Below are 18,007 nucleotides of genomic sequence, written 5' to 3'. Positions count from 1 at the left end.
CGTTTCTACCTCAGTTTCAGGGTGGCAAGGCCGAACAGAACCAGAATCACGGTGATAATCCAGAAACGGACAATCACCCGCGGCTCAGGCCAGCCCTTGAGTTCAAAGTGGTGGTGAATCGGCGCCATGCGAAACACGCGGCGCCCGGTCAATTTGAAGGAGGCAACCTGGATCACCACCGACAGGGTTTCCATCACGAACACACCGCCCATGATGAACAGGACGATTTCCTGACGGACGATCACCGCGATGGTGCCCAGGGCCGCGCCCAGCGCCAGCGCGCCGACGTCGCCCATGAAGACCTGTGCCGGGTAGGTGTTGAACCACAGGAAACCCAGGCCGGCACCGATCAGCGCGCCGCAGAACACAATCAGTTCGCCCGCGCCCGGTACATACGGGATCAGCAGGTATTCAGCGAATTTCACGTTACCCGACAGGTAGCAGAAGATGCCGAGCGCGCCGCCCACCATCACCGTCGGCATGATCGCCAGCCCGTCGAGGCCGTCGGTCAGGTTGACCGCGTTGCTGGAGCCGACGATCACGAAGTAGGTCAGCACCACGAAGCCGACGCCCAGTGGAATGCTGGCGTCCTTGAGCATCGGGATGATCAGAGTGGTTTCCACCGCGCTTGGCGCAGTCATGAACAGGAAGATCGCCGCGCCCAGCCCGAACACCGACTGCCAGAAATACTTCCAGCGGCTCGGCAGCCCCTTGGAGTTCTTCTCGATCACCTTGCGGTAGTCATCCACCCAGCCAATGGCACCGAAGAGCAGGGTCACCAGCAGCACGGTCCACACGTAGCGGTTATGCAGGTCAGCCCACAACAGCGTACTGATGCCGATGGACGACAGGATCAACGCGCCGCCCATGGTCGGGGTGCCGGATTTGGACAGGTGCGACTGCGGGCCGTCGTTGCGCACGGACTGGCCGATCTGCAGGTTTTGCAGGGTACGGATCATCCATGGCCCGAGGAACAGCGACAACGACAGCGCGGTCAGCACACCCAGAATCCCGCGCAGGGTCAGGTACTGAAAGACCGCGAAGCCTTTGTGGAACTGTTGCAGATACTCAGCCAGCAGCAGCAGCATTAATGTTTCTCCGTACTTGAGCCACACAAGGCCACGACGACGTTTTCCATCACCGCGCTGCGCGATCCCTTGATCAAAATAGTGGTGTGTTTGTCTTGTTCAGCCGCACCCAATGCCTGGATCAGCTCGGCTTGGCTGGCGAAATGCCTGGCGCCCGGCCCGAAGCTGTCTACGGCGTGGAGCATGTTCGGTCCAACGGCGTACAGGGCGTCGACCTTGCCGAGCGCATACGCGCCGACTTCGCGATGAGACTGTTCAGCCCACTCGCCCAGTTCGGCGATGTCTCCCAGCACCAGCACCTTGCGACCGTCAAAGGCGGTCAGCAGGTCGATGGCGGCACAGATCGAGGACTGGTTGGCGTTGTAGGTGTCATCAATCACGCGTATGCCGTTGCTGGCCAGTTGCGCGACGGTGCGGCCCTTGACCGGTTGCACCGCGCCGAGGCCGGTGGCGATGCCAAACAACGACACGCCCAGCACATGGGCAGCAGCAGCGGCGGCCAGGGCGTTCGCCACGTTATGGTTGCCCAGCAGGTTCAGCTGTACGTGCTCGTCACCTTGCGGGGTGTGCAGGGTGAAGGCCGGGCAGCCACGAGCGTCGGCTTTGATATTCGAGGCATGGAAATCGGCAGCGGCGTTATGCACCGCGAAGCTCAACACCTTGCGACCGGCGGCACGTACACGCCAGGTTTCGAAGGCTTTATCGTCGAGGTTCAGCACCGCAGTGCCGGATGCGTCGAGGCCTTCAAGGATTTCGCCCTTGGCTTCGACGATCTTTTCAGGGCCGCCGAACTCGCCAACGTGGGCGGTACCGGCGTTGCTGATCACCGCGACGTGAGGTTTGGTCATGGCCACGGTGTAAGCGATTTCGCCGATGCGCGAAGCACCCAGCTCGATCACCGCCGCCGTGTGTTCCGGGGCCAGTTCCAGCAGGGTCAGCGGAGCGCCGAAATCATTGTTCAGGTTGCCACGGGTCGCCAGGACCGGGCCGCGCGTGCGCAGGATGCCGGCGAGTAATTCCTTGACGGTGGTTTTGCCGCTGGAGCCGGTGATCGCCGCCACCGGCTTGGTGAAAGCGGCGCGGTTCAGGGCACCCAGTTGGCCGAGGGCCAGGCGGGTGTCGGCCACCAGCAATTGCGGCAGCGTCGAGTCAGCGACTTCGCGCTGCACCAAGGCACCGGCAGCGCCCTTGGCGGCGACGTCATTCAGATAGTCATGACCATCAAACGTAGGGCCGGCCAAGGCGACAAACAGTTGCCCGGGCTTGATTGTCCGGCTGTCGATACTCACGCCGTCAAAGCTGCAATCAGCCGACAACACACGGGCCGACAATGCCTGGGTCAGTTCGCTGAATTTCAGAGCCTTAAGCATGGGCCACCTCCCATGCGGTCAAGGCGTGATCGGCCTCGACCAGATCGGAGAAAGCGTGACGCTCGCCGTTGATTTCCTGGTAGTCCTCGTGACCTTTGCCGGCCAGTACCACCACGTCGTCAGCGCTGGCGCTGGCGATCAATTGGGCGATGGCTGCACCGCGACCGGCAACGAAAGTGGCCTTGGTCGCCTCTTTGAAGCCGACACGAATATCATCGAAAATCTGGCTTGGGTCTTCGCTGCGCGGGTTGTCGTCAGTGACGAGCACACCATCGGCCAGGCGCTCGACGATTTCAGCCATCAGCGGGCGCTTGCCGCGATCGCGGTCACCGCCACAGCCGAACAGGCACAGCAACTTGCCCTTGGCATGGGGACGCAGGGCCAGCAGGATTTTTTCAAGGGCGTCCGGCGTGTGGGCGTAATCGACCACCACCAGCGGCTGAGTACCGCCACCAAGGCGCTGCATGCGACCGGCCGGGCCTTCCAGCTTCGGCAGCACCCGCAGGATCTCGTCCAGGGCGTAATCCAGGCCGAGCAAGGCGCCGATGGCGGCCAAGACGTTGCTCAGGTTGAAACGTCCGAGCAAGGTGCTGCGCAAATGGTGCTCGCCCTGGGGCGTGACCAAGGTGGCGCGCACGCCTTCGTCATCAAAGGTGGCTTCACGGCAATACAGGTAGGCGCTGGCGTCTTCCAGGCTGTAGCTGATCAGGCGACCGTCACCTTTGGCGGCGGCCAGTTGGCGACCGAATTCGTCGTCCAGGTTGACGACGCGGCACTTCAGGTCATTCCAGGCAAACAGCCGGGCCTTGGTGGCGGCGTACGCCTCCATGGTGCCGTGGTAATCCAGGTGATCGCGGGACAGGTTGGTCATCACCGCCACGTCGAACGCCAGGGCAGTGACGCGGCCCTGGTCCAGACCGTGGGACGAGACTTCCATGGCAACTGCCTTGGCACCGGCCTTTTTCAGGTCGGCCAGGGTCGCTTGCACGGCAATCGGGTTGGGCGTGGTGTGCAGGCCGCTTTGCAGCGCGCCATAGAAACCAGTGCCCAGGGTGCCGACGATGCCGCAATGCTGGCCCAGCAGGTCAAGCGCCTGGGCGACCAGTTGGGTCACGCTGGTCTTGCCGTTGGTACCGGTCACGCCCACCAGGTTCAGGGTGCGGCTCGGGTCGCCATAAAAGCGCCCGGCGATGTCCGACAACTGCGCCGCCAGGCCCTTGACCGGAATCAAAGGCACGTCGGTGATCGGCAACACGGTGGCGCCTTCCACTTCATAAGCCACTGCCGCAGCGCCGCGCTTTAATGCATCGGCGATATGGTCACGGCCGTCGAACTTGCCACCCGGCACTGCCAGGAACAGGTCACCGGCACGCACGTTACGGCTGTCCAGGGTCAACTCGCGAATCAGCAGGTCGCGGCCAGCGTGGGCAAAAATCTTGTTCAGGCTAAGAGACATCAGCCGCGCCCTCCATTGGCTTTTGCAGCAGCGGCCGGCGGTCCGGCATTCGCTTGTTGGGTCGCCGGCAGGTTGTCCGGGGTGATGTTCATCAGGCGCAGCGTCCCGGACATCACTTTGCTGAACACCGGCGCCGATACCAGGCCACCGAAGTAGCCGGCCTTGCTCGGCTCATCGATCACCACGACGATGGCGTAACGCGGATCGCTCATCGGGCCGAAGCCTGCGAACAGCGAGCGATAGGAGTTTTCGGCGTAGCCCTTGGTACCCACGGCGGTTTTACGCGCAGTACCGGACTTGCCTGCCACGTGATACGCCGGCACCTGGGCACGGAATACGCCGCGCGGGGCTTCGATCACTTGTTGCAGCATGCCTTGCATGGTCTTGGCGACGTTTTCCGGGATCACCTGGGTCGCAGGCGGTGCCGCGTCCAGGTGGATCAGGCTCAGCGGCACCATGCGACCGTTGTTGGCCAGTACCGAGAAGGCGTGGGCCAGCTGGATCGCGGTGACCGACAGGCCATAACCGTAGGAAAGCGTGGCCGTCTCGGCCTTTTTCCAGTCGCGGTAGTTCGGCAGGTTGCCCACACGCTCGCCCGGGAAGTCGAGGCCGGTGGGTTGCCCCAGGCCGACTTTCTGTGCGAGGTGGTAGATGGCTTCGCCGCCGATATCGAAGGCGACCTTACTCATGCCCACGTTACTGGAGTTGATCAGGATACCTGTCAAATCCAGCACCGGACCTTCGGTGCGCGACACGTCACGAATGGTGTATTTGCCCAACTGCAGGGTGCCCGGGTAAACCTCGACCTTGTCGGCCGGCTTCCAGCGCCCGGTTTCCAGGGCGGCACTCATGGAGATGGCTTTCATGGTCGAACCCGGCTCGAACACGTCGATCATGGCGCGGTTGCGCATCATCGCCGGTTGCAGGTTGCGACGGTTGTTGGGGTTGTAGGTCGGCTGGTTGACCATGGCGAGAATCTCGCCGGTCTTCACGTCCATGATCACCAGGCTGCCGGCTTTCGCGCCGTTCTCGATGATGGCGTTACGCAGCTCACGGTTGGCCAGGTATTGCAGGCGCAGGTCAATCGACAACGCCAAGGGCTTACCGGCCTTGGCGTTTTTGGTGACCTGGACATCCTTGATCAGTCTGCCGCGCCGATCCTTGATGACCTGTCGTTTGCCGGGAACCCCGGCCAGCCATTCGTCGTAGGCAAGCTCGACGCCTTCGCGACCGTGATCATCAATGTCGGTGAAGCCCACCATATGGGCAGTGGTTTCGCCGGCCGGGTAGAAACGCCGAAATTCCTCGATGCCATAGACACCGGGGACTTTAAGGTCGAGCACTTGCTGGCCTTGTTCGGGGGTGAGCCCGCGAACCAGGTAGATGAATTCTTTATTGGCCTGAGCTTCAAGGCGTTCGCTCAGGGCTTTCGGGTCCTGGCCCAGGGCGGCAGCCAGTTGCGGCCACTTGTCCTTGGCGGTCTGCATTTCCTTGGCGTTGGCCCACAGCGTGGTCACCGGGGTACTGACGGCCAGGGGCTCGCCGTTACGGTCGGTGATCAGGCCGCGGTGCGCAGGGATCGGGATATGACGCAGGCTGCGGGCGTCGCCCTGGCCGATCAGGAAGTCACGGTCTACCACTTGCAGGTCGACAATCCGCCAGGCAATCGCGCCCACCATCACTGCCAGCAACCCCATCACTACACGGAAACGCCATGGGTAGAGTGCGCCCTCAAGTTTCATCATGGCGCCACCATGCGGACTTCTGCAGCGCCCGGGATGTGCATCTTCAGTTGTTCAGTGGCCAGCACTTCGATGCGGCTGTGGGCGGTCCAGGTGCTTTGCTCGAGGATCAAACGGCCCCACTCCGCCTGCGCCTTGTCGCGCACACTCAACTCCCCGTACAGGGTATTGAGCAGTTGGCGGTTGTAGTGGGCGCTGTAGGACACCGCAATTGCGGACACCAGCACGCCAATAAACAACAGCAACATAAAGAAGCTGCCGCCCGGGAGGGGCTTGGCGAAAAGCTTGCTCACCGCAACTTCTCCGCAACGCGCATGACAGCGCTACGGGCACGTGGGTTGGCCTTGAGTTCGGCTTCGGAAGCGAACTGCGCTTTGCCATGGATTTTGATTTTCGGCACAAAGGCTTCGTAACGTACCGGCAGGTTGCGCGGCAGGTTGTCGGATTCGCCCTTGACCAGACGACGCATGAACAATTTGACGATGCGGTCTTCCAGGGAGTGGAAGCTGATCACCACCAGGCGACCACCCACTTCCAGCGCATCCAGAGCGGCTTCGAGGCCGGCTTCCAGATCGCCCAATTCGTTGTTGACGTGAATACGCAGGCCCTGGAACGCGCGGGTCGCCGGGTTCTTGCCCTTTTCCCACGCAGGGTTGGCGACTTTCAGCACTTCGGCCAGGTCGGCGGTGCGTTCGAACGGCTGGATTTCCCGGCGCTCGACCACGGCACGCGCCATGCGGCCGGCGAAGCGCTCTTCGCCGTATTCCTTGAACACACGGGTGATTTCTTCGTGGGGTGCGGTGGCGATGAACTGCGCGGCGCTGATGCCACGGCTTGGGTCCATGCGCATATCCAGCGGGCCATCGTTCATGAAACTGAAGCCGCGCTCAGGGTCGTCCAGCTGGGGCGAAGACACGCCCAGATCCAGCAGAACCCCGGCCACCTTGCCTGCCATGCCCCGCTCGGCGACTTCTGCGCCGAGCTCGGCAAAGCTGCGCTGCACAACGACAAAGCGGCCGTCTTCGGCCGCTAGCGCTTGCCCGGTGGCAATCGCTTGAGGGTCTTTGTCGAACCCGAGGAGCTTTCCGTCCGAGCCAAGCTGGCTGAGGATCAGCCGACTGTGCCCGCCTCTGCCAAAGGTGCCATCCAGATAGCAGCCATCCGCGCGTACGGCGAGAGCCTCAACGGCTTCGTCAAGCAGTACGGTGATGTGGTTAAAGCCGCTATCAATAGTCACAGGATCAAATCACGCAGTTCATCAGGCATGGCGCCCGGTTGTTGAATAGCAGCCAGGTCAGCTGCAGAAACAGCATCCCAGGCATCTTCGTCCCACAATTGGAACTTGTTCAGTTGGCCTACCAGCATTGCGCGCTTGTCCAGCTTGGCGTAGTCGCGCAGACGCGGTGGAACCAGGAAACGACCACTGCCATCGAGTTCGAGGTCGACGGCATTACCAATCAGCAAACGTTGCAGGCGGCGGTTCTCTTCACGCAGGGAAGGCAGCGCACGCAACTTGGTTTCAATCAGCTCCCACTCATCGAGCGGGTAAACACATAAACAAGGGTCAACGGCATCGATGGTGATGATTAACTGTCCGGAACTTCGCGAAATCAGCTCGTCACGATACCGGCTCGGCATGGCGAGACGGCCTTTTGCATCGAGACTGATAGCGTTAGCTCCGCGAAACACAGATGCGTTTCTCCAAATTTTAGCGTTTTACGTTCAAAAAACCCACTTTGTGCCACTTTCCGCCACTTGCGCACACTATAGGAATGCGCCCACCACACCGTCAAGGCGCGGATTCAAGGAAAAGCCTTACAGAACGGAGATTTAGGAGAGTAAAGGGAGGAGAAACGAGAGTTCGACGGCGATTTTGACTCGACAACGCCAAATAGCTCAAAGAGCTAGGGCTTAAAGTTAAAGTAATTTATTAAGAGTAAGATTTTTTCGGTATTACGAAGACGCATCTGCTAATGATTCAGCAGGGAGGGATTCTCGCGTTACTACCAGGTTCCTGCCCGAGATTCGGACAGAAGGAAAAAAGGTGGAGAGTCGATCTGTAAGCCGGGTTCTGTCTTGAACAGTCATTCGTCTACGATGGCCATCACTGGACATCTTTAGCAACCTACCCGGTCCCAGCGCGGGCCACGCCTTGGGACCCTATTTGGTCTTGCTCCAAGTGGGGTTTACCTAGCCACGAACTGTTGCCAGTCGTGCGGTGCGCTCTTACCGCACCTTTTCACCCTTACCGGTACCGAAGTACTTAGGCGGTTATTTTCTGTGGCACTTTCCGTAGGCTCACGCCTCCCAGGCATTACCTGGCACTTCGCCCTATGGAGCCCGGACTTTCCTCCCCCCTCTAATTTTCATAGAAGGCAGCGACTGTCCAATCGACTCTCCGCCGCGCAGGTTAACGGCACGGCGGCCTTAGAACAAGTATTAAAAGACACTAATGCCATCATGTTCAGACGGAGTGCAGGCTGAAAGCCGGAACTATTCGCTCTTTTGTTTATCCAGCGCGACTTGATACAACACGTTCTTGCGCACACCGGTAATTTCCGCAGCCAGGGCCGCCGCACGCTTCAATGGCATCTCCTTAAGCAGCAGATCCAGAATGCGCATCGCCTCACTGCCCACGGCGTCTTCACTTTCCGGCGCCGACCAGCCCGCCACCAGCACCACGCATTCGCCACGTTGCTGATTGCTGTCGCCTTCGACGAACGCACGCAGCTCTTCCAGCGGCAGGCCCTTGAGGGTCTCGAAGGTCTTGGTTATTTCCCGCGCCAGCAGCGCCAGGCGATCGCCACCGAACACCAGCTCCATGTCTTGCAGGCACTCAAGGATGCGGTGCGGGGCTTCGTAGAAAATCAGCGTGCGCGGCTCTTCCTTTACCAGTTCCAGGCGCGCCCGGCGCCCGACTGCCTTGGCCGGCAGGAAGCCTTCAAAGATAAAACGGTCCGATGGCAAGCCAGCCGCCGACAATGCCGCAATCAGCGCGCACGCTCCCGGAACAGGCACTACATTGATACCAGCAGCCCGCGCCTGGCGAACCAGGTGATAACCGGGATCGGAAATCAGCGGTGTACCCGCATCCGAGATCAAGGCCACATCATCGCCCGCCAACAACCGGGTGATGAAACGACTGCCTTCTTCACGCTCGTTATGCTCATGGCACGCGGCCAGGGGTGTTGGAATGCCAAAATGCTGCATCAACCGCTGGGAGTGCCGGGTGTCTTCGGCGGCGATCAATTTTACGTCGCGCAACACTTTCAGCGCCCGCGCACTGATGTCGTCCAGGTTGCCAATGGGCGTCGCCACGACAAAAAGCGAGCCTGCAGTGGAATTCAAAGGACCTGGAGCAGTCAAAGCGCACACCTCGATGATTGGCAAAAGCCACATTGTAGCGCGTAGACGCCTTGAAAATATGCCCTCCGGGCGGGCTCCATTTCAGCCATCTGTAGGCTGTTGCAACATTTACACGACCTAAATAGACGGTTTCACGCCAGTAACATCGCGCCCCGGCCAGTGCTTGGGTACAATTCCACGCTAATTTGATCGGTATCAGGAACACTTACATGATCGCTTGCCTGCGGCTGTTCTCTGCCCTCTGCCTCGCTGCCCTGTTGGCGGCTTGCGCCAGCTCGCCCTCGTCCAGCCTTGGCGACCTCCCCCGGACCCCGGATGCCAGCATCGAGCAACTGCTCGAACAGGCGACTTCGGCCAAGACTCCGGAAAAAGCCGCGCTGTTGCGCTTGAGCGCGGCAGACCTGGCGTACCACCAAAACAACCCGGCACGCTCGGCGCAAATTCTTGCCCAAGTGCCGCTGGACGTCCTGAAACCGGCGGCGCAGGTATTTGCCAGCACCTTGTCGGCTGAACTGGCGATGGCTCGCAACCAGCCCAAGGCCGCGTTGACGGCGTTGAACCACCCGAGCCTGCAAAGCCTTAAGGAACTGCCGCCTGAACAGCAGATCCGTACCGGCACTGTGCATGCCCGCGCCTATGAGGCCGACGGCCAGACCCTGGCCGCCGCCCGCGAGCGTGTCGCCATGGCACCGCTGCTCTCCGGTGACGCCTACAACAGCAACCACGAAGCTATCTGGGCATTGATTGCCGCCCTGCCTGCCGAACAGTTGCAAGCCACCGGCAACCCGACGCTGGACGGCTGGATCAGCCTGGCCCAGGCGGTCAAGAGTGCCGGCACCCTTGAGCAACAACAGGCAGCCATCGACACCTGGCGCGCCCAGAACCCTGGCCACCCGGCGGCCTCGCAACTGCCGCAGCCGCTGACCAAGCTCAAGCAACTGGCCAGCCAGCCGCTGAACAAGATCGCCCTGCTGCTGCCGCAGGAAGGCCCGTTGGCCGGCGTTGCCAAAGCGCTGCGTGAAGGCTTCATGGCCGCGCACTACCAGGCTGAACAAGCCGGGCAGAAGCCGCCGGTGATCGAGTTCTATGACAGCTCGCGCCTGACCTCCATCGACGACTTCTACGCCAAGGCCCAGGCCGCCGGCGTGCAACTGGTGGTCGGCCCGCTGGAAAAACCGCTGGTCAAGCAACTCAGCGCCCGCCCGCAATTGCCTATCACCACCCTGGCCCTGAACTACAGCGAAGCCGACCAGAACCCGGCGCAACTGTTCCAGTTCGGCCTGGCCGCTGAAGACGAGGCCCGCGAGGTATCCCGTCGCGCCCGCGCCGACGGCCTGCACCGCGCCGCTGCCATGGTGCCGAGAGGCGAATGGGGCGAGCGCGTCTACAAAGCCTTCCGTCAGGATTGGGAAGCCAATGGCGGCACCGTGGTAGGCGTTGAATACGTCGACCAGCCGGTAGCCCTGGCCCAGCAGATTGCCGACCTGTTCCAGCTGCGCAAAAGCGAAGGCCGCGCCAAGAGTCTGCAAAGCACGGTAGGTACGGATGTTTCCGCACAGCCGTCGCGCCGCCAGGACATCGAGTTCATCTTCCTGGCCGTAACCCCGCAACTGGCCCAGCAGATCAAGCCGACCTTGAACTTCCAGTACGCCGGTGATGTGCCGGTGTATGCGACGTCCCACGTATTCAGCGCCAGCGGCGACAAGAACCAGTACCTGGACATGACCAACGTCATGTTCTGCGAAACCCCTTGGCTGCTGAATACCACCGACCCGCTGCGCAACCAGGTCGCCGCCCAATGGCCACAAGCCAACGGCAGCCTGGGCCGCCTGTACGCGATGGGCGTTGACGCCTACCGCCTGGCACCACGCCTGGGGCAACTCAAGGCGCTGCCGGACACTCGCGTTGACGGTCTTTCCGGCAGCCTCGGCATCGGTGCCAGCCAGCGCGTTGATCGCCAGATGCCATGGGCGAAGTTCGTGGGCGGTGATATCCAGCGCCTGCCTGACACCCCGCGCTGATGCCCGAGCGGTCAAGCGCACAAAGCGGCAGGGACGCCGAACTTCAAGCTCTCGAATACCTGCAACAACAGGGTCTGCGCCTCCTGGCGCAGAACTGGTTGTGCAAGCGCGGCGAGCTTGATCTGGTCATGCTTGACGGCGATACAGTAGTATTTGTCGAAGTCCGCTACAGAAAACACGCACAATGGGGTGGCGCACTCGCCAGTATCGACAGGCGCAAGCGCCAGAAGCTGATACTCGCCGCGCAGTTTTTCCTGCTCAAGGAGCGTCGCTGGGCCGATCACCCCTGCCGTTTCGATGTGGTTGCCATAGAAAGCACTCCCCGGGGAACAGCCGATCTGAACTGGCTGCAAGATGCCTTTGACAGCTGATTCGCCGGACATCTACACCGCACACTTTTGCTCTTTGCTTTGCGGGCTGCACATTCCTGTGCCAAACAGCCGCGCTACTTAAGGTCACACAGATGGACATGCAATCCCGAATTCGCCAGCTTTTCCAGGCCAGCATCGATACCAAGCAACAGGCGATGGACGTACTTGCACCGCACATCGAGCAAGCCAGTCAGGTCATGGTCAACGCCTTGCTCAACGAAGGCAAAATGCTTTCGTGCGGCAACGGCGGTTCGGCCGGCGATGCCCAGCATTTCTCCTCCGAGCTGCTCAACCGCTTCGAGCGTGAGCGCCCGAGCCTGCCGGCCATCGCCCTGACCACCGACACCTCGACGATCACCTCGATCGCCAACGACTACAGCTACAACGAAATCTTCTCCAAACAGATTCGCGCCCTTGGCCAGCCGGGCGACGTACTGCTGGCGATCTCCACCAGCGGTAACTCGGCGAACATTATTCAAGCGATCCAGGCCGCACATGATCGTGAAATGATTGTCGTAGCATTGACCGGACGCGATGGCGGCGGCATGGCCTCGCTGCTGTTGCCCGAAGACGTGGAAATTCGCGTCCCGGCCAATGTCACCGCACGTATTCAGGAAGTCCACCTGCTGGCGATCCACTGCCTGTGCGATCTGATCGACAGCCAACTGTTCGGGAGTGAAGAATGACCGTTAAACGCCTTAGCCTATTGGCAATCACGCTGTGCCTAGGCATCAGCGGCTGCAGCTCGGTAATCGAAGCGAGCCGCGACACGCCTATCCAGGACGATAAAGGCACCCGCACTTTCGGCAGCAAAATCGACGACTCGCTGATCGAAACCAAGGTTTCCGTCAACGTTTCCAAGGCCGCTCCGGACTTGGGCAACGGCGCTTCGCGCATCGTGGTCGTAAGCTTCAACGGTGTGGTACTGCTCACCGGTCAAACCCCGCGCGCCGACCTGAAGGCCCAGGCTGAACAAGCCGCCGCTACCGTTCAACGGGTCAAGAAGGTTCACAACGAACTGCAGGTGATGGACCCGATCACGCTGCTGGCAATCAGCAACGATGCCCTGCTGACCACCAAGATCAAGACGCAGATGCTGACCGACAACGCGATCCCGGGCTCACGGATCAAGATCGTCACCGATAACGGCATCGTCTACATGATGGGCCTGCTGACCCAGGCAGAAGCCACCCGCGCCGCCAACCTGGTACAAGGCGTGTCGGGCGTACAGAAGATCGTGAAGCTGTTCGAATACATCGACTGATGTAAGCAAACAGCCACAAAAAAGGGCGCCGTGCATTGACTGCACGGCGCCCTTTTTATTGGCTGGCGATTACTGGTACTGCTGGTACGGGTTGCCCTGGAACTGGTTGTTCTGCTGCGGCGCCTGTTGCTGCTGGGCGCCTGGCTGACCGTATTGCTGGCCAGGGATCGGGCCAAGGTTGACCTCTACACGACGGTTCTGGGCACGGCCATTGACGTCGGCGTTGCTGGCGATCGGGTTATCCGGGCCGGCACCGCGAGCACTCAGGTTGGTCGGGCTCACACCTTGGGACGTCAGGTAATTGGCCACGCTTTGCGCACGACGCTGGGACAGGTCCATGTTGAGCTGACGGGTACCGGTGCTGTCGGTATAGCCAACGATCTGGATGGTGTTCTGGTTGAACTGCTTGAGGGAGTTCGCCAGGTTGTTCAGCGGCGTGTAGAAGCTGCTGGAGATCGCGTCCGAGTTGGTGGCGAAGGTGATGTTACCCGGCATGATCAGCTTGATCTGATCACCCTGGCGCTGCACCTCAACCCCGGTATTGGCCATGCTTTCGCGCAGTTTCTTTTCCTGCTGGTCAGCGTAGTAGCCATAACCTGCGCCGCCCAGGCCCGCAACGGCAGCGCCGATCAGCGCACCCTTGCCGCGGTTGTTGTGGTCGATGGCAGCACCCGCCAACGCACCGGCCAGGGCACCCAGGCCACCGTACTTGGCGGTGTTGCTCACACCCGAAGAGCCACCACCCTGTGCCTGGCTGCCGTCATAAGGATTAGGTGAAGCGCAGCCCGACAACAGGGCTACGGCAGTAGCGACAACAAGCAGACGACGAGAAGTGAACATGAAGGAAGCTCCTACTTTTGCATTCTGTGATGCAGAGGACATTGGCAATGGACCTGTGCCGAGCTTGGAACACGACAAACGGTAAAAATTCCATGCCCGGCCAACGCTGTGCACAGTGAAACCCTAGCAGAGACTTCCTGAACGGTAATTGTCATTTTATCTATAAGGTTCGTCTGATAGTCGCCACTTGGTATCCGAAAAAATACCCGGTTTTTGCTTCACGCCCTCACGAACGGATTCTCACGCATTTCATCTCCCAGGCGCGTGTCCGGACCGTGCCCGGCCACCACTACCGCCGCCTCATCCAGGGTGTAGAGCCGTTGCTTGATCGAGCGCACGATGGTCGCCTGGTCACCGCCCCACAAATCCGTACGCCCCACGCCACGCCGAAACAGGGTGTCACCGGCAATCAGCAGCTTGGCATCGGCGAACCAGAAACTCATCGAGCCGGGAGTGTGTCCAGGTGTGTGCAACGCCACGCCACAGCCACAGGCCAGCTCTTCTTCATCCTCCAACCAGCGATCCGGCGACGGCACGGGTGTGTACGGCACACGAAACATCTGGCACTGCATTTCCAGGTTGTCCCACAGAAACTGGTCTTCCTTGTGCAAGTGCAAGGTGGCGCCGGTCTTTTCCTTCAACTGCCCGGAGGCCAGGAAATGATCGAGATGGGCATGGGTGTGAATGATGCTGACCACTTTCAGGCCCAGCGCCTCGAGCCGCGCCAGGATCAACTCATGGTTGCCACCCGGGTCGACGACGATGGCTTTTTTGGTGACCGGGTCACCGATAATCGTGCAATTGCACTGCAACGGGCCGACCGGGAAGGTTTCGCGGATCAGCGCGGGGGACTGAATATTCATGGGCATTCCTGCAAATTCAAAGGCACACTCTTTTGTACTGCATCCTGGCGCACAGTATGTTCGACGATGCGCCCGATCCGAAAGCGCACGAGTATCAAACCCGCCAACTGCTAAGCTACTCTGGCGCCCGTCATACAACGCGCAACCTAGAGCGCTTGGAGTGGGACTCATGGCGACCCTCAGCCCATTGATCATCTGCGAACACTGCGATTGCGTGTATGAAAAAGTCACGCTCGCCAAACATCAGAAGACCCTCTGCACCCGCTGCGCAGGCGTGCTCCAGCGCTACAACGGGCTGTCGGTGGAACAACGCCTGGCCCTGACCCTGACCGCCGCCGTGCTGTGGGTTTTTGCCAACTTCTACCCGGTGATGAGCATCAGCCTGCAAGGCCTGAAAAGCAGCGCGACCTTATGGGATTCAGTGGTGGCGCTGGCCCAGGGCCCGATTACCTTCATCGCGCTGGTGGCCGCGATTTCCATCATCATCGCGCCGGTATTCCAACTGCTGCTGTTGATCTGGGTGTTGAGCTTCGCGATGAAAGGCCAGCGCTCGCCAGCGTTCAAGCTGTGCATGCGCTGGCTGGAAGCCCTGCGCCCCTGGAGCATGCTGGAAGTCTGCCTGCTCGGCGCCATGGTGGCGGTGTTCAAACTCGCGGGCATGCTGGATGTATTGCCCGGCACCGGACTGTTTGCCCTGGCCGCCCTCAGCCTGTTGCTGATCCGCATTGCCGGGCGTGATATTCGCGACCTGTGGGACATTCTATGAGCCGTCCACCAACCGCCAGCGAGCTGAACCTGTGCCTGTGCCACAGCTGCGGCCAGGCCTGCGACGTCAGCGAGAGCCCTGACGAATGCGAGCGTTGCGGCGCGCCGCTGCATCGGCGCAAGACCCATTCGCTGACCCGCACCTGGGCCTACATGCTCACGGCGCTGGCGTTTTACGTGCCCGCCAATTTGCTGCCCGTGATGAACACCACCATGCTCGGCTCGGGCGCCGACAGCACCATCATGAGTGGCGTGCTGGAGTTCTGGCAGCACGGCGCATGGGACATCGCCCTGATCATTTTCATCGCCAGCATCGCGGTGCCGGGTATCAAGTTCGTGGCGCTGACGCTGCTGCTGGTCAGCGTACAACGCAATAACCAGTGGGCACGCAAGGAGCGCTCGAAGCTGTTTCGTTTCGTCGAGGTCATCGGCTACTGGTCGATGCTGGATGTGATCGTAGTGGCGCTGGTAGCCGCCCTGGTGCGGTTCCAGGCCCTGGGCACCATCGAGCCGCGCCTGGGGATTTTATTCTTTGGCTTGGTGGTCGTATTTACCATGCTGTCGGCAATGAGTTTCGATCCGCGCCTGATCTGGGAAAACCCACACAACGAGGAGATGCCGGATGGCGTCGCAAACCACTGACAAACCGGGGCCTGCGGGCCAACCCGCGATCAAGACACGGCGCTTCAGCGTGTCGCTGGTGTGGATCGTGCCGATTGTCGCGGTGCTGGTGGGCATTTCGCTGGTGGTGCACAGCATCCTTCAGCAAGGGCCGAGCATTACCATTACCTTCAAGACCGGCAGCGGCCTGACCGCCAACAAGACCGACGTCAAATACCGCAACGTGGTGATCGGCCAGGTGACTGACGTGGAGTTGAGCGACGACCAGAAAAGCGTCAACGCCACCATCAAACTGTCCAAACAGGCCGAAAGCTTCACCCGTGAAGATTCGCAGTTCTGGGTGGTTCGCCCGCGTATCGGCGCAGGGGGCGTTTCCGGCATCGACACGCTGCTCTCCGGGGATTACATCGGTGCCGACATCGGCCAGTCCGATACCCGCGCCACCCAGTTCACCGGCCTGGAAAACCCGCCGCCCATTACCTATGGCGAGCCTGGCAAACGCTTCACACTGCATACCCAGGACTTGGGCTCACTGGATATCGGCTCCCCCGTCTATTACCGCAAGATCCCGGTTGGCCAGGTAGTGGCCTATGCCCTGGACGCCGACGGCAAAGGCGTGAACATCGACGTGTTCGTACACGCGCCGAATGACGCCTACGTCACCGAGAACACTCGTTTCTGGAACGCCAGCGGGATCGACGTGAGTGTAGGCGCCAACGGGTTTGCACTGAAAACCGAATCCTTGTCCTCGATGCTGGTGGGCGGCATCGCCTTCATCGCCCCGCCCTACAGCCCCAACGACAAGCCGGCCGACGAAGAACACTCCTACGAACTGTTCGCCGACCAGCAAACCGCGCTGGCCCCGCCCAATGGCAAGGCGCAATACCTGAACCTGCGTTTCGATCAGGCCTTGCGCGGGCTCACGGTGGGCGCGCCGGTGGAGTTCCTGGGAATCGAGTTCGGCAAGGTGGTATCGATCAACCTGGATTTCGACGAGAAAAAACGCAGCTTCCCGGTCAACGTCGGCATCGTGATCTACCCACAGCGCCTCGGCGAAGCCAACACCAAAATGCTCACCGTCTTGAAGCATGACCCCAACGACGAAGCCGGCGGCGTGCGCCTGATGGGCAGCTTCATCGAGCACGGCCTGCGCGCCCAGGCCCGCAGCGGCAACCTGCTCACCGGCCAGCTTTACATCGCCCTGGACTTCTTCCCGAAGGCCGACAAAGTCGTGTTCGACCCGAACCAGCGCCCCGTGAGTATTCCGACCATTCCCGGCAACCTGGAGCAACTGCAGGAAAAACTCGAAGGCATCGTCAACAAGATCAACCAACTGCCCATCGAGCGAATTGCCGGCAACCTGGACGGCAGCCTGGTGGAACTGCGTAAAGGCCTGGGCCAGTTCAACGCGAAGACACTGCCGAGCGTGCAGAACACCCTGGCCGATGTGAGTAAAACCTTGCAGTCCGCCAGTTCGACCCTGGCCGAGGATTCCCCGCAACGGGAACAGTTGACCCAGACCCTGGATGAACTGAGCCGCATGTCGCGCTCCCTGCGAGAGCTCTCGGATTACCTGGCACGCCATCCCGAATCGCTGATTCGCGGTCGCCCCGACAACGCTGCGCCATCGGACCTGCAAGGGCCGCCGCGCAAATGACCACAGGAGCAACCACCATGGCTTTCCCGCTGAAGATCACGCTGATCACCGGGTTGCTGCTGCTTGCGGCGTGCCGCAGCGAGCCGATTCAATTTCACACCCTGACCCCGGTGCAGCGCAGCGCGGCGTCACTGGCCGCAGGGGGTGAGATTCGCATTGAAAGCATCACCGTGCCGCCCCAGGTCGACCGACCGCAGATTGTCATCCGCCAGGGCGACAGCGGCGTGGCCATCCTTGAGACGCAATGGTGGGCCGCCAGCCTGGTGGATGAGTTGCGCAGCGCGCTGGTGGATCAACTTGCCAGTCACCGGAAAAACCTCGCGTTGCGCATTGAAGTGCAGCGCTTTGACTCGATCCCCGGGCAGTACGCCCTGCTCGACGTCAAATGGCGACTTCGCCAGACGGGCACTGATGAGCGCACGCCGCTGACGTGCCGTACGGTGGTGCAGTCGCCCTCGGGGCCGACCATTGATGACTTGGTGATTGCACAACAAAACAACGTCAAACGGTTTGCCGCACTGCTCAGCCAGGTCGCCGACACGTCATCGAGTGAATGCCCTGCAGCGCAGTAAACATTGATCCA

Annotated in this window: 18 protein-coding genes and 1 other RNA gene; 8 read left to right on the top strand and 11 right to left on the bottom strand. The window is 60.9% G+C overall.

What is annotated here, in order from left to right; translation table 11 throughout:
* Positions 1 to 5: 5 nt before the first annotated feature.
* From mraY to rsmI, 9 genes are all read right to left on the bottom strand, one after another.
* On the bottom strand, positions 6 to 1,088 hold the full coding sequence (gene mraY / locus V3W39_RS17355) for a phospho-N-acetylmuramoyl-pentapeptide-transferase (protein WP_008434230.1): 1,083 nt from the start codon (positions 1,086 to 1,088) through the stop codon (positions 6 to 8).
* Positions 1,088 to 2,458, bottom strand: coding sequence for a UDP-N-acetylmuramoyl-tripeptide--D-alanyl-D-alanine ligase (locus V3W39_RS17350; protein ID WP_330213000.1), 1,371 nt, complete (start codon positions 2,456 to 2,458; stop codon positions 1,088 to 1,090). The genes mraY and V3W39_RS17350 overlap by 1 nt, the downstream gene beginning before the upstream one ends.
* Entirely contained in the window at positions 2,451 to 3,914 is a 1,464-nt protein-coding gene (locus V3W39_RS17345) for a UDP-N-acetylmuramoyl-L-alanyl-D-glutamate--2,6-diaminopimelate ligase (RefSeq protein WP_177043477.1), read from the bottom strand. The genes V3W39_RS17350 and V3W39_RS17345 overlap by 8 nt, the downstream gene beginning before the upstream one ends.
* Complete coding sequence (locus tag V3W39_RS17340; protein WP_177043520.1) at positions 3,914 to 5,656, bottom strand: peptidoglycan D,D-transpeptidase FtsI family protein; 1,743 nt, start codon at positions 5,654 to 5,656, stop codon at positions 3,914 to 3,916. The genes V3W39_RS17345 and V3W39_RS17340 overlap by 1 nt, the downstream gene beginning before the upstream one ends.
* Positions 5,656 to 5,949: a cell division protein FtsL gene (ftsL, locus tag V3W39_RS17335; RefSeq protein ID WP_016974244.1), complete on the bottom strand. Its 294-nt coding sequence runs from the start codon at positions 5,947 to 5,949 to the stop codon at positions 5,656 to 5,658. The genes V3W39_RS17340 and ftsL overlap by 1 nt, the downstream gene beginning before the upstream one ends.
* Positions 5,946 to 6,893, bottom strand: a complete 948-nt coding sequence (rsmH, locus tag V3W39_RS17330) for a 16S rRNA (cytosine(1402)-N(4))-methyltransferase RsmH (RefSeq protein ID WP_010170491.1) — start codon at positions 6,891 to 6,893, stop codon at positions 5,946 to 5,948. The genes ftsL and rsmH overlap by 4 nt, the downstream gene beginning before the upstream one ends.
* A complete protein-coding gene (mraZ, locus tag V3W39_RS17325; protein WP_122427928.1) occupies positions 6,890 to 7,345 on the bottom strand; it encodes a division/cell wall cluster transcriptional repressor MraZ in 456 nt (151 codons plus the stop codon). The genes rsmH and mraZ overlap by 4 nt, the downstream gene beginning before the upstream one ends.
* 355 nt (positions 7,346 to 7,700) lie before the next feature.
* Positions 7,701 to 8,054, bottom strand: an RNA gene (rnpB, locus tag V3W39_RS17320) — RNase P RNA component class A.
* A 95-nt stretch (positions 8,055 to 8,149) separates the two neighbouring features.
* A complete protein-coding gene (gene rsmI, locus V3W39_RS17315) occupies positions 8,150 to 9,055 on the bottom strand; it encodes a 16S rRNA (cytidine(1402)-2'-O)-methyltransferase (protein ID WP_177043476.1) in 906 nt (301 codons plus the stop codon).
* Between the two features lie 176 nt (positions 9,056 to 9,231).
* On the opposite strand from rsmI, the gene V3W39_RS17310 reads away from it, so the two are divergent.
* From V3W39_RS17310 to V3W39_RS17295, 4 genes are all read left to right on the top strand, one after another.
* Positions 9,232 to 11,043, top strand: coding sequence for a penicillin-binding protein activator (locus V3W39_RS17310; RefSeq protein WP_177078206.1), 1,812 nt, complete (start codon positions 9,232 to 9,234; stop codon positions 11,041 to 11,043).
* On the top strand, positions 11,043 to 11,414 hold the full coding sequence (locus tag V3W39_RS17305) for a YraN family protein (RefSeq protein ID WP_259195828.1): 372 nt from the start codon (positions 11,043 to 11,045) through the stop codon (positions 11,412 to 11,414). The genes V3W39_RS17310 and V3W39_RS17305 overlap by 1 nt, the downstream gene beginning before the upstream one ends.
* A 92-nt stretch (positions 11,415 to 11,506) precedes the next feature.
* The gene (locus V3W39_RS17300) at positions 11,507 to 12,100 is read left to right on the top strand and encodes a phosphoheptose isomerase (RefSeq protein WP_003216190.1); all 594 of its coding nucleotides are present in this window, start codon (positions 11,507 to 11,509) and stop codon (positions 12,098 to 12,100) included.
* A complete protein-coding gene (locus V3W39_RS17295) occupies positions 12,097 to 12,678 on the top strand; it encodes a BON domain-containing protein (RefSeq protein ID WP_088423809.1) in 582 nt (193 codons plus the stop codon). Before V3W39_RS17300 ends, V3W39_RS17295 begins: the two co-directional genes overlap by 4 nt.
* 69 nt (positions 12,679 to 12,747) lie before the next feature.
* Here V3W39_RS17295 and V3W39_RS17290 read toward each other — a convergent pair whose 3' ends face one another.
* The gene (locus V3W39_RS17290; RefSeq protein WP_177043473.1) at positions 12,748 to 13,518 is read right to left on the bottom strand and encodes an OmpA family protein; all 771 of its coding nucleotides are present in this window, start codon (positions 13,516 to 13,518) and stop codon (positions 12,748 to 12,750) included.
* Positions 13,519 to 13,736: 218 nt separating this feature from the next.
* Positions 13,737 to 14,381: an MBL fold metallo-hydrolase gene (locus V3W39_RS17285; protein WP_177043472.1), complete on the bottom strand. Its 645-nt coding sequence runs from the start codon at positions 14,379 to 14,381 to the stop codon at positions 13,737 to 13,739.
* Positions 14,382 to 14,550: 169 nt separating this feature from the next.
* Here V3W39_RS17285 and V3W39_RS17280 point away from each other — a divergent pair, with 169 nt between their 5' ends.
* The 4 genes from V3W39_RS17280 to V3W39_RS17265 are packed head-to-tail and all read left to right on the top strand — an operon-like array spanning position 14,551 to position 17,996.
* The gene (locus V3W39_RS17280) at positions 14,551 to 15,147 is read left to right on the top strand and encodes a paraquat-inducible protein A (protein ID WP_177043471.1); all 597 of its coding nucleotides are present in this window, start codon (positions 14,551 to 14,553) and stop codon (positions 15,145 to 15,147) included.
* Positions 15,144 to 15,788, top strand: a complete 645-nt coding sequence (locus tag V3W39_RS17275; protein WP_177043470.1) for a paraquat-inducible protein A — start codon at positions 15,144 to 15,146, stop codon at positions 15,786 to 15,788. The genes V3W39_RS17280 and V3W39_RS17275 overlap by 4 nt, the downstream gene beginning before the upstream one ends.
* Positions 15,769 to 17,424: a PqiB family protein gene (locus V3W39_RS17270; protein ID WP_177078202.1), complete on the top strand. Its 1,656-nt coding sequence runs from the start codon at positions 15,769 to 15,771 to the stop codon at positions 17,422 to 17,424. Before V3W39_RS17275 ends, V3W39_RS17270 begins: the two co-directional genes overlap by 20 nt.
* Positions 17,425 to 17,441: 17 nt before the next feature.
* Positions 17,442 to 17,996 (top strand): PqiC family protein, encoded by a 555-nt coding sequence (locus V3W39_RS17265; protein WP_330212999.1) that lies wholly within the window; start codon positions 17,442 to 17,444, stop codon positions 17,994 to 17,996.
* Positions 17,997 to 18,007: the final 11 nt, after the last annotated feature.

The sequence above is a fragment of the Pseudomonas sp. Z18(2022) genome (assembly GCF_036346535.1).
Lineage (GTDB): Bacteria > Pseudomonadota > Gammaproteobacteria > Pseudomonadales > Pseudomonadaceae > Aquipseudomonas > Aquipseudomonas yamanorum_A.
The sequence above is the reverse complement of the archived record's forward strand: the minus strand, read 5'-3'. Positions and strand labels throughout refer to the sequence as shown.

Bases quoted from the DNA above. Each gene is read 5' to 3' on its own strand.
- mraY (WP_008434230.1), bottom strand. From the start codon at position 1,088: ATGCTGCTGCTGCTGGCTGAGTATCTGCAACAGTTCCACAAAGGCTTC.
- V3W39_RS17350 (WP_330213000.1), bottom strand. From the start codon at position 2,458: ATGCTTAAGGCTCTGAAATTCAGCGAACTGACCCAGGCATTGTCGGCC.
- V3W39_RS17345 (WP_177043477.1), bottom strand. From the start codon at position 3,914: ATGTCTCTTAGCCTGAACAAGATTTTTGCCCACGCTGGCCGCGACCTG.
- V3W39_RS17340 (WP_177043520.1), bottom strand. From the start codon at position 5,656: ATGAAACTTGAGGGCGCACTCTACCCATGGCGTTTCCGTGTAGTGATG.
- rsmI (WP_177043476.1), bottom strand. From the start codon at position 9,055: ATGTGGCTTTTGCCAATCATCGAGGTGTGCGCTTTGACTGCTCCAGGT.
- V3W39_RS17310 (WP_177078206.1), top strand. From the start codon at position 9,232: ATGATCGCTTGCCTGCGGCTGTTCTCTGCCCTCTGCCTCGCTGCCCTG.
- V3W39_RS17305 (WP_259195828.1), top strand. From the start codon at position 11,043: ATGCCCGAGCGGTCAAGCGCACAAAGCGGCAGGGACGCCGAACTTCAA.
- V3W39_RS17300 (WP_003216190.1), top strand. From the start codon at position 11,507: ATGGACATGCAATCCCGAATTCGCCAGCTTTTCCAGGCCAGCATCGAT.
- V3W39_RS17295 (WP_088423809.1), top strand. From the start codon at position 12,097: ATGACCGTTAAACGCCTTAGCCTATTGGCAATCACGCTGTGCCTAGGC.
- V3W39_RS17290 (WP_177043473.1), bottom strand. From the start codon at position 13,518: ATGTTCACTTCTCGTCGTCTGCTTGTTGTCGCTACTGCCGTAGCCCTG.
- V3W39_RS17285 (WP_177043472.1), bottom strand. From the start codon at position 14,381: ATGAATATTCAGTCCCCCGCGCTGATCCGCGAAACCTTCCCGGTCGGC.
- V3W39_RS17280 (WP_177043471.1), top strand. From the start codon at position 14,551: ATGGCGACCCTCAGCCCATTGATCATCTGCGAACACTGCGATTGCGTG.
- V3W39_RS17275 (WP_177043470.1), top strand. From the start codon at position 15,144: ATGAGCCGTCCACCAACCGCCAGCGAGCTGAACCTGTGCCTGTGCCAC.
- V3W39_RS17270 (WP_177078202.1), top strand. From the start codon at position 15,769: ATGGCGTCGCAAACCACTGACAAACCGGGGCCTGCGGGCCAACCCGCG.
- V3W39_RS17265 (WP_330212999.1), top strand. From the start codon at position 17,442: ATGGCTTTCCCGCTGAAGATCACGCTGATCACCGGGTTGCTGCTGCTT.